Genomic DNA, 16,226 nt, shown 5'->3' on the forward strand with positions numbered 1-16,226 from the left:
AGCCGTTCGAGACTAGGACGTTGATAGGCAAGGTGTGTAAGCGTTGTGAGGCGTTGAGCTAACTTGTACTAATGACTCGTGAGGCTTAACCATACAACCCTGATGGGTTTTGTATGAGACTGGTGTTTCAACAGAAACCAGAATTAGAACTTACTCTGAAAAGAGTGGGCACTTAATGTAGTGTGAACTCAATAATTAATTTCGATTACTTGCAGTAGCGAGTAACAGCTTTTCGAATTCCAAATTTGTCTGGAGACCATAGAGCTGTGGCCCCACCTGATCCCATTCCGAACTCAGAAGTGAAACACAGTATCGCCGATGGTAGTGTGGGGTTTCCCCATGTGAGAGTAGGTCATTTCCAGGCGCCTAATTTCTCGAAAGAGAGTGAACAGCCCGTTGCTAACGCAACGGGCTTTTTTACGTCTGCGATTTGTGGTTTTTAAGTTGATGAACTGACGGAACAACAGAATGCAGTAGGCCTTATCAAAGTGCTGTGGTCGATATTACCTAGGTGCGAGTCGAATATTTCCAGTCGGCACTCTTTTTATCTTGGTCTGATAAGAGAGTGAATAGCCCGTTGCTAACGCAACGGGCTTTTTTACGTCTGTTATTTAGGAGCTGATCCAGCGGCATACAAGTGCTGTTGAGTTGTTGGCGGGCACTTAACAAACTTAAATAGGGCTGGATAATTGTAGTGTCAGAATGGTCGTCGCAATAATACGCTTTAAAGTACTTTTTGAAATGCTTTTCTAAAGCACGTGTTATACGTACTTTAGAATATTGGCTAGCTATGCCTCTATGAAGTTAAGTAAAGCAGTTAGTGCAGTATTTCTGGCTTTGTCACGCTCCATAAAGATCTCATGCCGTGCATAGGGGATTTTGATCAACTTACAAAAGCCAGTACTTGCGCGTTTCTGGGCTGCATTAGACACAATGGTATCTTCCTCTGCCTGAAGTATTAACAAAGGAATATTGATATTCTGAGCTGCTTTTATCGCATTTTCTCCAGCATCGATAGATTCTACTAACCAACGGTTAGTGGGTGAACCTAATTGGAGTTTAGGTTCTTTTTGGTAGAGATCTCGATAATCGTCATAGCGTAATTTGCTATTGGTCAGGTCATTCTTTTCAAATGCTGGAGCATGGTAACCTTTGCCACCTAAAATATAGTTTGGTTGCTGGCTATTATTGTTATCTAGAAGTGAAGCGAGTTTGCGAATGAAACGCTTTGGCAAGGGCAATTTTATGCCATACATTGGGGCTGACAATACCGCCGCTTTAAAGACCCCTGGTTGCTGTGAAAGGTATAATGTTCCTATCGCCCCTCCCATTGAATGCGCTACAAGGAAATAGTTTTTTTCAGGTACTGGTTTTACAATCTTGTCTATAAATTCACCGAAGTCGTCGACATATCGCTGGAACTTGTCGATATGTCCCTGATGAGGATTAACCGTTGTTCTACTGGAAAGACCTTGTCCGCGATGATCGATAGCAAACAAGTCGTAGCCTTGTTGGAAAAGATCGAACATCAGTTCTTTATATTTTAAGTAGGACTCAACTCGTCCACTGCTCAACACAATAGTACCTTTGCTATTTTGTTGAATAACCGATGCATAAGCGAGTGATATACCATCTTTGGTTTTAAAACTTGCTTGTGTTACCTGCTGCCAAAATGCAGTTTGCTCGGGGCTGCTTAGATGATGCTCAGATGAAAAGGTACAGACAGAGCTTAGTGATATGGCGGGTTCAGCAGCATTTGGCATGGTTGTATTCTATTGGATAAAGATATTTGCAGTGTAGCAAACTCCCTTTGCTATAAGGGGCTCTAGTGGATAATAAAATGGTCGCTTATAGCGACCATTTTATCGGGTCAGGTTAAAGCGCTGCTTGCTGTTGCTCTATAAAGTCGTTAATTTGCTGCTCAAGAATCGACATCGGCACTGAACCATTGGCCAACACTGCATCGTGAAATGCCCTGATATCGAAGTTTTCGCCTAGTTCTTGTTCCGCTTGGGCGCGTAAACGCTTTATGGTTAACTCCCCTATTTTGTAAGATAGAGCTTGGCCAGGCCACGAGATGTAGCGGTCGATCTCTGTCGTCACGTTATGTAGTGATAAAGCGGTGTTACTTGCCATAAAGTCGATCGCTTGCTGACGACTCCAACCTTTTGCGTGCATACCCGTATCGACGACAAGTCTTGCTGCGCGCCACATTTCATAGGTAAGTCGACCGAAATTACTGTACGGATCTTGATAGAATCCAGCTTCCAGCCCTAGATACTCAGAGTAGAGACCCCAACCTTCACCAAATGCTGAGATATAACCATAACGTCGAAAACTGGGTAGATCTGTTAGCTCGCGATTTAATGATATCTGTAGGTGATGCCCCGGTACTGCTTCGTGTAATGTTAAGGCTTCCATTTCATACAGAGGTCGTTTATCGAGCGCATAGGTGTTGACCCAATAGTAGCCTGGTTCATCATCTCGGTTGGAGCCAGAGTATCTGCCCGTGGTGTATTTTGGTGCTATTTCAGCGGGTACCGGTGCAATACCGTATGGCTGACGTGGTAGTTTACCGAAGTACTTGGGCAGCATAGCATCTGCTTTTTTGGCGATGTAGGCCGCTTCTTTTAGTAGTTCTTCTGCTGTTTTAGGGTAAAACTGCGGATCTGTTCTTAGGAAGTGTAAAAAATCAGCAAAGCTGCCCTCAAATTCAACCTCATCAATGATCTGCTGCATCTCTGCTCGAATACGCTTAACTTCGCTCAAGCCTAGTTGGTGCACTTCATCTGATGTCATGTCTAGTGTTGTGTAGTAACGAACCCGGTTTTCATAAAACTCTTTACCATCAGGCAGTTTTGAAGCCGCAATATCAGTACGCGCATTTGGAATATATTCATTAACCATGAAGTCATAAAAAGCTTGGTACTGAGGTAATACAGTGTTCTCTACTAGTTCTAAACCTTGGTTGGTTAACGCTATCTTTTCAGCGTTACTGAAATGCGCTGGATATTCAGTGAAAGGCTTAAAGTAGCCGCTTTCTTCCACTGGTACAATAAAGGCGCTAATGCTGGTTTCGAATCCATTTAAGGTGACTTTGGCTGGTGTGATCCCGGATGCAAGTCCTTGCTTTAACCAATAGGTTTGCTGTGAAAAGTAAGTCGGCAATGCTTTCAGCTGGCTAATATAATTTTGATAATCTTCTATTTTTGCAAAGCGACCATTGGCGATTGAGGCTATATATGCATGAAAGCCGCTCTCGGCTGACAAAGGGATGTAGTGGTCTTTATAGCGAAATTGGTCAACGCTATTTTGTAATTGGTCTTGTAAAATTTTGGCGTTGATAACATCGCCGGGATTCAACTCCGCTCTATTAAGTGCTTTTATTTCACTTAACAACGTAATACGACGTTGATTTAGTGAGCTTAGGGCTGTTGGCGATAGATCTTGCAGCTTTCCTGCTGCGGATAGATCGCCCAATGAATATGCCAAACCAGGACTTTCATCTAATGATATCTGCCATGCCTGATCGATTGCTATTTGCAGTTGTGCATTTATCGATTGTTTTGCTGATGTTGCAACCGTCGTTGTTTGAGAGGTCGGAGCCGTTGAATTAGTTTGGCAGGCACTGAGACTGATGACTAAAATGGAGGGGAGCAGGTATTTGTACATGTTATATCCGTTTTTGTTATGGACTTATTTTTATTCTGACTTCGATTATGCCGATTGTGGCGTAAAAGGTCACGCCGATAAGTTAAAGCAAATGTGACAAACAGTGCTAGATTGAGATGAATGTGAATAGTGTTATGAGTATAGATAACTGGTTTGAGGCTACTATTATAAGTTCATGACTAATAACAAAAAATAAGTAGAGTGTCTGTTCGCCTTAGAGTTAAGCACCGTCGATGTATTGGTCATCTCGATGACAATATCAGGGCGTTAGCTAATTGGGAGTTCAGATAAAATTATGTCATAGCGTTACTAGTGGCAAATATTGTCCCTTTGTTACTTCGTGGTCAAATTGAAGCTGGGTAACGACTCCAATTGCTTTTGTTAATGTTAGATGTGCTGGCTAATTTAGATTGAGTCAAGCGTGCCGCTTAGCAAACATGTCTCTATTATATTATGAGTGCTTTATCCATATGGCTAGCGATGCTGTATAAATTGGCTTTGGAAGGTGTTGTTAAAGCCGTATGGATACTTTTCGGTGGCTGCTATAAAAGGTTAATTTAGTCTGTATTAAGACTGCAATGAGTCGCTGCTTTGTTGCAGGCATAAAAAAACCGGCTAATGCCGGTTCTTTATGTGTGAATCTTAATTAGATAACACGCGAGAACTGTTGCTGTCTTGCTTTTTCACGGTAGTAAACATCAAAACAGATACAGATATTACGGATCAACAAACGGCCTGTTGGACTGATGGTGATCTTTCTGTCAGTAATGTCGACTAACTCATCATCAATGAATGTCTGTAGCAGTTTTAAGTCTTCTACAAAGTACTCTTCAAAGTTGATATTCAGCTTTTCTTCTATCAGGGCCATATCAAGCTCGAAGTGACAGATAAGCTGCTTAATAACGACGCGACGAATCTCGTCATCGCGGTTTAAGCCACAACCTTTCCAAAGTGCGTGACCATTAGCATCGATAGATTCGAAGTAAGGGCGAACATCTTTTTGGTTCTGAGCATAACAATCACCAATTTGGCTGATAGATGAGACACCTAAACCAAGTAGGTCACACTCTTCTTGGGTGGTATAACCTTGGAAATTACGGTGCAAGCGGCCTTCATTTTGTAAAATTGAAAGCTCATCATCAGGCTTAGCAAAGTGATCCATACCGATATACTGGTAACCAGCACCGGTTAAGGTTTCGATTGTTTGATGCAGCATATCTAGCTTTTGCTGTGGAGAGGCTAAGTCTTCATCTTTAATCTTACGCTGCGCTGCAAAACGTGATGGCAGGTGAGCATAGTTAAAGACAGACAAACGGTCCGGATCAAGATCGAGAACACGTTGCATTGTTTCAGCAAATGTCTCTGGAGTTTGATGTGGCAAGCCGTAGATAAGATCAATGTTTGTAGAAACAAAGCCAAGTTCTTTAGCGCGTGCCATAAGGTCAAAAATAAACTGCTCATCTTGTTCGCGATTGACAGCAATTTGAACCTTTTTATTGAAATCCTGAACACCGATAGAGATACGGTTAAAGCCCGCTTCTTTTAGTGTGTCGAGCATCGATAGCTCTATTTCACGTGGGTCAACTTCAATCGAGTATTCACCGACTTCTGCAACGTTAAAGTTTGCTTTAACAAGTGCTGACAGCGTTAGAATCTGCTCAGGAGTAAGGAATGTTGGCGTACCACCACCCCAATGAATTTGTGTGACTAAATAGTTTTTAAATAACGGCGCGCGTTTAATTATCTCTTTCGCAAGATACTCAAGATACTGATCGGCTTTATGCTGATGACGAGTGATGACTTTATTGCAGCCACAGTAGTAACAAAGCTTGGCGCAAAAAGGGATATGGATATAAAGAGAAAGCTTATCACTCTTGCTGTTTTTAATGGAGGTCAGCAATTTATCTTCGGTAAACGAATCATCGAACTCAAGCGCCGTTGGATAAGAGGTATAACGTGGGCCGCTATAGTTGTACTTCTCGATCATTGACTGATCCCAGCTAATTTGGGTGGGCTGCTTCAAGGCGTATCCTCCGATGTATAGTAATTTAGCAACATGTGAAGTATGCATCGTTATTTGTGCAATAACTTTGATCCATGTTGTAAATTTGAAATGTGGGTAACAAAGAGCGATAGAATATCGCTGAATTTGGAGTTTATGTCTGCGCTGTTAAGTAGATTTTGTGCACAGACTCACCCTATATTAATAAAATCTTCTATAACTGAGATCTGGGTAGAGATCTAATATAGCCATAGTACACGCTATAACTATAATTGTAGCGGGTGATTAATGCAGTGCGGAGGCGTTAAATTGACTAAGTTGTTTAGCTTCTTTTAAGATTTTACTCTCTAGCTCACCCTCTGATTTTATTCGAGCAAAATCGAGTTTCATTCGCTGTTTTTTGGACAGTGCAGTGCGACTTTCTTTAATGGGGTGCTCTTTGATGACTTCAAAATGCTTGAATGTTGCAGGATACTGTTCGCTGACTAACTCTGACATACCGACTAAGTTAAATAACTTAGCGATACGCATTACCCCTTCTGATAGCTCACAACGCTCCTCGAGCATCGCTGCTGCTATGTAACGTACACTGTCGAGTAACTCTTCTGACTTTGCTTTTGCCGTTGCAGCCTGTTCTTGTTGCTGCTTGATTTTAGCTTGATTTTGCTTACGTATGCGCATCAGCAGGTAAGTTGCATAAGTCGTTAGTGCAACGATAATAAAAAAGCCAATAACGATAAGAGCTGTGGTCATGCTAAATCCTGTTACAGTCGGGAAGTGAGAGTGTCAGATAAAAATATGGCATCAATTAAGATGCCATATAGGAGCTGTGTCTCTAAGGACTAGTCCTTCTGTTGGAAATCCTTAAGCAGATCTGCACCAGATTCAAACTTGTCGAAGAGGTCGTCATCGCTGACGGCTTTCTTCGGTTTAGTCTTAGGCTGTGGCTGTGGCAGCTCTTCTTCTTCGGTAATCCCGAGTTTATCTAACAGAGTTTCAATTTGGGTTAATTGCTTATTTAACCACTTTTGATCATCTGGAGTTAGGTTTTTACCCTCCTCAAGCATATCCAATAGACCATTGAGTCTCGGATTCTCTTCTAGCTTTAATAGTTTTTCATCATCAGATAGTTTTGGCCCTTTTGGCTTGCTTTCTATCTTCTGCTCTTTAACGATATTAAGCTGAATAGGCTTTTTACTGCCGTGACGTGGGTCGCTGTTTTTAGCGCTGCCACCGTTCGCTTGGCTTTCAATCATTGAAGCGTTATGACGACTTCCCGCTTTATTGCCGGCAATTTGTTTCTTACCTCCAAGAACACGATCATTTTTCTTAGTTCTTGGGGCTAATTTTGGAGCATTCTCGTTGCTCTTACGCGATTTCTTACTACGGGACATGATTTGCTTATCTCGTTAACTTAAATGACTCTGCTGCCGACAAAACTAATAATCTCTATCAACAATTGAAGTTTGGCCGCGTGTTATACCAGATCCTGATGGTTTTTGCACCAGAATGAGATCGTTTGCCGCAAATAATAGCTTAAAACCGGCATTATTAGCCAGATATTTGAAACTTTGTTGTTGATAGAAGCTAACGTGGGTGATGTTATTTTTGTGGTGCCATTTATCAAACCCGTCGAGATCGGTCAGTAATGGCGTGTTAATCGCAATCCAGCCGCCAGGTTTGACCAATTCACACAGTAGTCTCCACTCTTTGTAGGGAAACCTGAAATGCTCAAAAACACGATAGCAGCAGATGAAATCGTATTGCTGTTTTAGCTGACGATTCCAAGGTGCGAGGCTAGGGTCATATTGATTAATTATATGGCCATGCTCTGTCACCCTTTGCAAACTCTTGGGATCTAAGGTTCTGCCGAAATTAAGACCGAGTAATGATTGTCCGCTTGTTTCGCATTGAGACACTAAATCAAACAGGAATTGTGAGAGTAATTTGTGTTTGTTATTAGCGAGGCGATACTTTTGCAGTTCGGCATTGGGTGGCAAATGCGAGTTGGCGTCAGCAAATACCAGTTCACATTGGTGACAACGATATAAACAGCGTTTTTTATTTTCATAAAATAGTTGGCTATTGCTACTCAAGCACAACGGGCATCGACGCATAAAACGATTCCCTCTCAAATCAATGCATTAAAGATATGGAAACCGAAACAGACGGATAAAAACGTGGTGCTATGCTAAATGGCGAACTAAGAGTCTGAATTGATAACGACATATAAACCAATTTTTAAAGGGTCTTTAGCCAGTATATACCTGTTCTCCCTGAAGATGCAGGATTCAGTGGGAGTTTAATGGGGTTTAATCAAAGCATTGATTGCAAGTAATGGTCGCTCCCTCGATAAAATCAATAATGTAGAGTAACCCCCATTAAAACCCATCGTAGAAGGCGTTGTGCAAGCCCACTTCGTTGTTGCATTAACTTAAAAGGGAATAACCATTTCTTTATTAATGCGTCTAGAATTGAACTCGCACACCGCCTCTGAAACGAGCACCTTCAAGTAGAATGGGTATATACCTAAGTGACTTTAAAATGCTTGTTTCAAAGATTTTGTAAGGAGCTGGAGAAGGTATTGGTTGGGATAATGGTATTTTGCCTTTTAAATGTCACTAAAGCAGGACTGCGTTCCCATGGGGTGCTTCTGTAAAGGCAAGGCGAAACGTCACCAGCTTTTACATTCTTTTTTGATAAACATAGATTTTGAATTCGAATATTCAGAATGGCTATTTTTTGAAGACAGTCACGGACGGAAAGTCGTTAATGCTGTGACCATTATCGAGCTTAAACTCTGCCACTGCTTAGCATGGTGAGCACTGCATCTCGAGGTTGTTTTGCCATAACGCGAGGACATTTGAATGGAATACAATGAATCGGCTTTTTTGAGTAATAAAAAAGGCGACAGATAAACTGTCGCCTATAAAAGTGCAATTAGCACCAATTCTTATTTCAAGTATCCATACTTGCTAGTGACTATCCCGGTCAATATCCATCTTATTTTTTTGTTTGCTTTCCATGCAATTATTTTTAGTTTTTGGTCGTCCTGACACTTTATTGTTAATCCTGTTGTCATCCTGACCACAGTTTCCGTAGATGGTCTTTATGACACATCTCAATTCATCGTCTATCAATGACGCCTAAGTAACCATCCATGTTAGTTGTATCTAAGTATCTTCCAGTGATAACAAGCTTCCAGCGAGTGCATCCTAAGCAATTAGCTTCCTTTGCCAATGTTTGTATCCTACAAACATTCTCCTATTTATGCGTGTTTCTCTGAACGTAAGGGTAAATGCTAAATAGCGCTTTGGCCTTCCTAACCAAAATCCTTACTAAAATTCTTACGACCTGGACTTCAAATAGAAATCTCTACTCTTATTATTGTTAGTGAGTGGTCTCAATCATATTATTATTATGTGTCTAATTTATTCTTATATCTTAAATGTATAAATACCGAAATCTGAAAGTTGTTATTAAAATTCTTGTACTAACAGTTGGGTTCATCTCGGTACGGGGCTCATTAAACAGAAATCTGTGATCACTGTCAAGTAAGTTTTTAAGGGAAGTTTACGTAAACGTTAATCTTGTTAAATAAAAAAGGACAGCTTTACTGTCCCTTTAGGATTAACTAATGTTTACTTAAGGCTTGATATATACTTAGATAATGCATCCATATCGTCAGCATTTAGCTTTTTAGCGATATCTTGCATCATGCCATTTAAGTCGTTGTTACGATTTGTATCGTGGAACTTATTTAGCTGGATCTTGATATAATTAGCATGTTGTCCGCTAAGGTCAGGGAAGCCTGCAGCTTCAGAGCCTTTACCTTCAGGTCCATGACAAGCAATACATGCCGTGACGCCACGAGCGGAGTCACCACCCTTGTATAGCTGTTCACCCAAAGCAGGAACGTCTTTAACGTCGATCACTTGCTTTGTTTGGCTTGAATAGAATGCAGCGACATCAGCGATGTCTTTATCGCTAAGCATCATTGCCATACCGCCCATGATTGGATCGGCACGGCCTTCTTTACCACCTGATTTAGCCGCACTGCGGAAATCATGTAGTTGCTTTTCGATATAGGTCGATTGTTGACCTGCAAGTTTAGGGTACATGTCTATCATGCTGTTGCCGTCAACGCCGTGACAAGCAGAACAAACAATGGTTTTAGTTTTTCCTGCTTCAGCATTACCTTCAGCCATTACTGGTGAAGACATTGTGGCTAAAACAGACAGCGCAAGAGCTAACTTTTTCATAGCGTTCCAACTTCTTATTAAAATATTTGTCATGGGCTTACTAGGGAGACCCGCAAGCGTGATAAAATGTATTTTATGTGATCGAGGTAATATTTTACACGAAATTGTGAAAATGTAAGCAACTCTTCGATATTTAACAAAGTTAGTTGATAAAATTTTGGAGTTAATTGTGAGTGAATCTCGTATCGATTTCCGTAAAGCTGAGTTTTTAATTAGTGCGCCAGACATCGCACACTTAAATGAATACCTGCCTGGTGATGTTGGGGTAGAGATAGCCTTTGCGGGTCGTTCGAACGCGGGTAAGTCTAGTGCGTTGAATCTACTAACGGAGCAGAAGATAGCCCGTACCAGTAAAACGCCTGGTCGTACTCAGCTCATCAACGTATTTAGACTCGATAAGCATCGTCGTTTAGTGGATTTACCTGGTTATGGTTTTGCCCAAGTTCCTTTGGCGCTCAAGAAAAAATGGCAACTTGCGCTTGGTGAGTATTTACTCAAGCGTAATTGTTTGGGTGGCGTGGTTGTGTTGATGGATATTCGCCATCCGCTTAAAGATCTTGATATGCAAATGATTGAGTGGGCTGTAGAAAGCGACATTCCAGTTTTAGCACTGTTAACTAAGGCTGATAAGTTAGGCCAAAGTGACAGAATGAAGATGGTAAATGAAGTGCGCAAGAAGCTAAGTCATTTTGATGATGCGGTAAAAGTTGAACCGTTCTCATCGCTCAAAGGTATAGGTAAAAGCAAGGCACTTGGTATTTTGGATGAATGGTGTAAGCCTGAATGGTTGAAGCAACAGTTAGCGGTAGAAGCCGCAGACGAAGCTGATGGCGAGTAACGTCGAGGTTGTTGATTGATATAAAACGCTCCTATTTAGGGGCGTTTTTTTATGGCTAGAATTGCCGTTAGTCGATTTGAAAGCAAAAAAAAACCGACGGAATAAACCATCGGCGTAAATTAGCTCTTTTGGGGAGAAGCTAAATTCAACAAGACTCAAGACCTACCAACCTAAGTTGATAGCACTTAATGAAACTATGATAACTCTTTTTTTGAGCGATTTAAAGTAATTGCTCTAAATCAAATTTTAGACGAAAAAAAGCCCCAGCAAATTAGATTTGCTGAGGCGCCATAATTTGGCAATTCACTTTAAATCAGTGAATTTAAAAAAGGTCTGAAAGATAGAACATCTTAACCTCTGTACCCTACGCAGAGAATATTACCCTATTAACCGTATTATGAAAAACTGTTTTTGTAAAAAAGACACAATAATGTGATGAAGATCTCAAGGTTTGTTCAATAAAAACACACTAATTGATCTATATATTTCATATTACGGATTCAAAAACATAGGTTTATATCAGGTTTTTAGCTGAATAATTATTTAGCGATCAATGTGGAGGCGTTATAAAGGGAGGGCTTGGGTTGGTGGTTTTGCTGGCATAGATTCAGATTTTCAGTTGGTTGTCGAGACAACCAACTGAAAAATGACTGTAGCTGAGCTTACTTAATGGGCTTGTTCCCAGTTGTCGCCTACACCGGCTTCTGCGAGTAATTCGACATCGAGCTTGGTAGCTGCAGCCATTAGCTGACAGACTTTGACTTTTAGTGTCTCCGCTTGCGCTGCATCTACCTCAAAAACCAATTCATCGTGCACTTGCATGATCATGGTTATCTCACCTTGAGTCTCCGTTTCAATCCACTTGGCAACATCGATCATGGCTTTCTTAATGATATCGGCAGCCGTTCCTTGCATCGGCGCATTAATCGCTGCACGTTCTGCAGCTTGTCTGCGCATGGCATTGCGGTCTTTAATGGCCGGTAAATATAGACGACGGCCGTACAGAGTTGAAACATAACCGAGATCTGCTGCTATGGCGCGCGTTTCTTCCATATACTTCAGCACACCTGGGTAACGCTTAAAGTAGGTGTCGATATAAAGCTGTGCTTCTGCGCGTGGGATATCAAGTTGTTTGGCTAAGCCAAAAGCTGACATGCCATAGATTAGACCAAAGTTAACCGCTTTAGCGCGACGACGCTGATCGGTGGTGACTTCACTGAAATCAACATTGAATACTTCTGCTGCTGTGGCTTTGTGAATATCTTTGCCTGCGGCAAAGGCGGTCAGTAGGCCCTTATCTTGAGATAAATGCGCCATGATGCGTAGTTCGATTTGCGAGTAATCGGCTGCGAGAATCTTTTTCCCCGCTGGGGCTATAAACGCATGGCGAATACGGCGACCCTCTTCTGTTCTAATCGGGATATTCTGCAAGTTTGGCTCACTAGACGATAAGCGACCAGTGGCGGCGTTGGCTTGATGATAACTGGTGTGGACTCGCCCCGTTTTGGCATTAACCATCAAAGGCAGCTTGTCAGTATAAGTGCTCTTTAGTTTTGCCAGGCTACGATGCTCAAGAATAATCTTTGGCAGAGGGTAGTCTAATGCGAGCTCAACCAGTACCTCTTCAGCTGTTGAAGGCGCACCTTTAGGCGTTTTCTTTAGGATAGGGTAGCCGAGTTTCTCGAAAAACAGCTCTTGTAGCTGTTTCGGTGAGGCAAGGTTAAAAGGCTGGCCAGCAATCTCATGCGCTTTACTTTGAAGTTCATCTATTTTCCGGGCGAGCTCTTCACTTTGCTGTCCTAACAACATGCTATCAATGAGCACTCCTTGGCGCTCAATGGTCGATAGAATATCAATTAATGGCAGTTCAATATCAGTAAATACACTGGCTAACTCAGGCTGCTTTTCTAGTCGAGGCCACAAATGCTGATGAAGTCTTAGGGTAATATCTGCATCTTCAGCTGCGTAAGGTGCTGCAACCTCAAGTGGAACTTGGTTAAAGGTGATCTGTTTTACGCCTTTGCCGGCAATCTCTTCGAAGCTAATATTTTTATGACCAAGATACTTAAGGGCTAAGTCGTCCATATTGTGCTTTGATGCAACGGAGTTAAATACATATGACTCCAGCATGGTGTCGAACTGAACGCCACGAAGGGTTATGCCTGCGTTAGCAAAAATGCTGATGTCGTACTTTAAGTTTTGCCCCACTTTCTTGATGGCTTCGTTTTCCAGTAATGGGGTTAACTTTTCAAACACCATTGCTTTATCGAGCTGCTCTGGAGCATCAATGTAGTCATGTGATAATGGTAAGTAAGCGGCTTTGCCTGCTTCAATAGCAAACGAGATACCAACCAGTTCAGCTTTCATATAGTTGAGGCTGGTTGTTTCGGTATCGATGGCTATAAGGTCGGCTTTATTAAGTTTTTCTATCCAGTTATCGAGTTGTTCGACCGATAGAATGGTGTCGTATTCTACGCTGATATCTTGCTTAACGACGACTTCGTCGGTGTCATCGTTTGCCGTTACTGCGCTGGGTTTGTTATCGAGTACTTCTGCTAACCAACGTTTAAACTCCATTTCGCCGTAGCACTTAATTAACTCGTCTTTGTTTGCAGGCTCTATGTCCATAGTGCGCCAGTCTTGCTCAAGCTCTACATCGAGCTTAATCGTGGCTAGCTCATAACTTAACTTGAGCATATCGCCATGCTCAATAATCTTAGCTGGCATGGTTTTAGAACCACGAAAGCCAAGCTCAGGCATTTTTTCTGGTGCCGCTAGAATATTGGCTACGGAGCCAACGCCCGTTAACATTGCCAATGCTGTTTTCTCGCCAACACCAGGCAGGCCTGGGATATTGTCGGCCTTATCGCCCTGTAGCGCGAGTAGGTCAATAATGAGCTCTGGGCCCACACCAAACTTTTCAGTGACCTCAGCAGGACCCATTATGGTATTAGTCATGGTGTTGATTAGGGTGACATTTTCGTCAACCAGTTGCGCCATATCTTTATCGCCAGTACTGATTAATACGGCACGCCCTTCTTTACTTGCTTGAGTGGCAATCGTACCGATAACATCATCAGCTTCAACACCCGAAATACACACGAGCGGTAATCCTAGGGCTTTAATGAGTTTATGTAAGGGGGCGATCTGGCTACGAAGATCATCAGGCATTGGCGGACGCTGCGCCTTATATTCCGAATACATGTCGTTACGGAATGTTTTACCCTTTGCATCAAAAATAACTGCCATTTGGCTAGGCTTATATTGATTTAAAAGACTGCGAAGCATGTTGATCACACCATAGACTGCACCAGTTGCTTCACCTTTAGAGTTAGTCAAATGAGGTGGAGAATAATAGGCGCGGTAAAGGTAAGAAGAACCATCCACAAGAACTAAAGGGTTGTCGGCAATTTTAGGCATAATAGGTATTCGTTTATCGCATTTCGATGATGGCGCTAGCATGCCATATCAGGGCTGTTTCAGCCATGGATAAATATTAGAGAGCCTGTGGATAACTCTGTGCATGGAACAGCCGAACTTAAATCCACTGATTTTTATCAGTAAAACTGACAAGGCATAAGTAATTGAAAATTAGCTATTAAATCTAATTGTGTGAAGTGGGTGCTATTTTAGATAATTAAACTATAAATGTGGACTTTTTATTTTCACTCGCATTACAAACCTATTCCTTGGTCAAATAATCACCGTTTGATAAAGTGCAGTGATAACTTAGCACGATAATTAATCTGATCAAGTGCTTCGTTGCACTTTTGTTAAAACAATATGATATATAAATGGAGATTTTAATGAAAAAAGTCGCAGTTCTTTTAAGTGGGAGTGGTGTTTTTGATGGCGCAGAGCTACATGAATCGGTTTTAACCTTACTGGAGATTGCTCGTTCTGGCGCTAGTTACCAATGTTTTGCGCCTGACATGGCTCAGTTGCATGTCGTCAATCATCTTACGGGTGAAGTTGATGAAGCCGATAATCGGAATGTGTTAGTGGAGTCGGCGCGAATTGCTCGTGGCGATGTGAAGCCGGTTGCTGATCTTAATGTTGACGAATTCGTGGCGTTAATTATTCCAGGTGGTTTTGGTGCGGCTAAGAACCTGTGTAACTTTGCTTTAGCCGGCGCCGATCATATTATTGAATCCAGTGTAAAACACTTCATTAGTCAGTTTACTCAGGCTAAAAAGCCCGTTGGCTTTATGTGTATTTCACCCGTCATGATCCCGCAGTGTTATGAGGCAGGTGCGCTTGGCACTATAGGATCTGATGTTGGCACCGCTGCAGCGTTTGAAAAGCAAGGAGGAGTCCATAAGGTGGCTCTGGTTGATGATATTGTTGTCGATGAGGTCAACAAGGTGGTGAGTACGCCTGCTTATATGCTTGCGGACAATATAGTCGATGCGCATAACGGCATCACTAAGCTGGTAGCGAGAGTGTTAAGTATGGCTTAAATCATAATATTGGGCTTATACCCGAGTGGCTAAACTCCCACTGAATCCTGCATCTTCAGGTAGGACGGGTATAAGCATTTTCAGCAAGGCAAGATTAAGCTATACCTGCTGTTTGCGGCTATCGATAAAGCCTTGTAACACGCCGACAAGTAAACCGCCTAGATGTGCGCCATTTGCGATAGAAAGGCCGAACATATCGGTAAAACCAAATACTAGCCATAGCAACATAAAGCCGATGTAGGCGGGTGGAAGTCCTATTCCAGATTCAGGACGTTTAACGCCCATAATCCAGGTGTAGCCGACCACGGCATAAACAACCCCTGATAACCCCCCAAAATTAGGGCCTGCCATATAATATTGCAATATGTTAGGTAGAGTGCCGCCAATCAATAGCAGAATAAACAGCGGTTTAAAGCCTATTTTGTTTTCAATCTTGCCGCCTAAGTACCACCACCATAATAAATTAAAGATGATGTGCATTGCAGAAAAGTGGATAAGACTGGGGGTAAATAATCGCCAAAATTCACTGATAGATGCGGGTGAAGTCGCGCCAAAAAATGACAAGGTTTCAAAGATGGGGTTAGCAAAGCCGAGGTTCATTGCGGCATAAATAACAATGCAGGTGAAAAACACTCCTAAAGTGAGTGGTCCCGCTCCCGTCAAAAATTGGCTCAGTAGTAGTAACTTGGGATTGCCGTAATCTAATTTTGTATGGGTGTCGCCATAGTCCCATGATGCCGCTAAGTATTTTTCATCATAAGGGTTACTTAGAAAGGCTTGATACTCTTGCTGTACGCGAGCGTGGTGTGGTTCATCGTGCAATACCAGCATAACGCCTTGCTCGGCAGGCACTACTGCGCAGTTTATGTTTTGCCCTTTTAGGTAGTCGATGAGTGCTTGCGCTGCTCTGCTATTGGGTAAGCTGCCTATCTCTATCATCGACCTTTCCTCTTATACCAATTCCACTAAATAGTTGATCATTCAGCGGGAAT

At 42.1% G+C, this 16,226-nt stretch carries 11 protein-coding genes and 2 rRNA genes; 4 read left to right on the plus strand and 9 right to left on the minus strand.

Features of this window, described 5'->3' with window-relative positions; genetic code table 11:
- Positions 1-93: ribosomal RNA gene (locus L2729_RS00005) — 23S ribosomal RNA — on the plus strand; the annotation flags it as partial.
- 155 nt (positions 94-248) lie between these two features.
- Positions 249-364 (plus strand): 5S ribosomal RNA (gene rrf / locus L2729_RS00010).
- 424 nt (positions 365-788) lie between these two features.
- Here the strand turns inward: rrf and L2729_RS00015 are convergent.
- From L2729_RS00015 to L2729_RS00045, 7 genes are all read right to left on the minus strand, one after another.
- A complete protein-coding gene (locus tag L2729_RS00015; protein ID WP_248986398.1) occupies positions 789-1,763 on the minus strand; it encodes an alpha/beta fold hydrolase in 975 nt (324 codons plus the stop codon).
- Positions 1,764-1,875: 112 nt separating this feature from the next.
- Positions 1,876-3,672, minus strand: coding sequence for a DUF885 domain-containing protein (locus tag L2729_RS00020; protein WP_248986399.1), 1,797 nt, complete (start codon positions 3,670-3,672; stop codon positions 1,876-1,878).
- A gap of 646 nt (positions 3,673-4,318) precedes the next feature.
- The gene (gene hemN, locus L2729_RS00025) at positions 4,319-5,695 is read right to left on the minus strand and encodes an oxygen-independent coproporphyrinogen III oxidase (protein ID WP_101090170.1); all 1,377 of its coding nucleotides are present in this window, start codon (positions 5,693-5,695) and stop codon (positions 4,319-4,321) included.
- A gap of 264 nt (positions 5,696-5,959) precedes the next feature.
- Entirely contained in the window at positions 5,960-6,427 is a 468-nt protein-coding gene (locus L2729_RS00030; protein WP_248986400.1) for a DUF2489 domain-containing protein, read from the minus strand.
- 89 nt (positions 6,428-6,516) lie between these two features.
- A complete protein-coding gene (gene yihI, locus L2729_RS00035; protein WP_248986401.1) occupies positions 6,517-7,068 on the minus strand; it encodes a Der GTPase-activating protein YihI in 552 nt (183 codons plus the stop codon).
- A gap of 45 nt (positions 7,069-7,113) precedes the next feature.
- Positions 7,114-7,791 (minus strand): class I SAM-dependent methyltransferase, encoded by a 678-nt coding sequence (locus L2729_RS00040; protein WP_248986402.1) that lies wholly within the window; start codon positions 7,789-7,791, stop codon positions 7,114-7,116.
- Positions 7,792-9,315: 1,524 nt separating this feature from the next.
- Complete coding sequence (locus tag L2729_RS00045) at positions 9,316-9,936, minus strand: c-type cytochrome (protein ID WP_248986403.1); 621 nt, start codon at positions 9,934-9,936, stop codon at positions 9,316-9,318.
- Between the two features lie 169 nt (positions 9,937-10,105).
- On the opposite strand from L2729_RS00045, the gene yihA reads away from it, so the two are divergent.
- A complete protein-coding gene (gene yihA / locus L2729_RS00050) occupies positions 10,106-10,774 on the plus strand; it encodes a ribosome biogenesis GTP-binding protein YihA/YsxC (RefSeq protein WP_248986404.1) in 669 nt (222 codons plus the stop codon).
- A gap of 666 nt (positions 10,775-11,440) precedes the next feature.
- On the opposite strand, the gene polA is transcribed toward yihA, so the two are convergent.
- Positions 11,441-14,194 (minus strand): DNA polymerase I, encoded by a 2,754-nt coding sequence (gene polA, locus L2729_RS00055; protein WP_248986405.1) that lies wholly within the window; start codon positions 14,192-14,194, stop codon positions 11,441-11,443.
- Positions 14,195-14,580: 386 nt separating this feature from the next.
- Between polA and elbB the strand changes: the two genes are divergently transcribed.
- Positions 14,581-15,234: an isoprenoid biosynthesis glyoxalase ElbB gene (gene elbB, locus L2729_RS00060; RefSeq protein WP_248986406.1), complete on the plus strand. Its 654-nt coding sequence runs from the start codon at positions 14,581-14,583 to the stop codon at positions 15,232-15,234.
- A gap of 99 nt (positions 15,235-15,333) precedes the next feature.
- Here elbB and glpG read toward each other — a convergent pair whose 3' ends face one another.
- A complete protein-coding gene (glpG, locus tag L2729_RS00065; RefSeq protein ID WP_248986407.1) occupies positions 15,334-16,173 on the minus strand; it encodes a rhomboid family intramembrane serine protease GlpG in 840 nt (279 codons plus the stop codon).
- Positions 16,174-16,226: the final 53 nt, after the last annotated feature.

Origin of the sequence: Shewanella gelidimarina, assembly GCF_023283945.1 — a bacterium.
GTDB classification, from domain to species: domain Bacteria; phylum Pseudomonadota; class Gammaproteobacteria; order Enterobacterales; family Shewanellaceae; genus Shewanella; species Shewanella gelidimarina.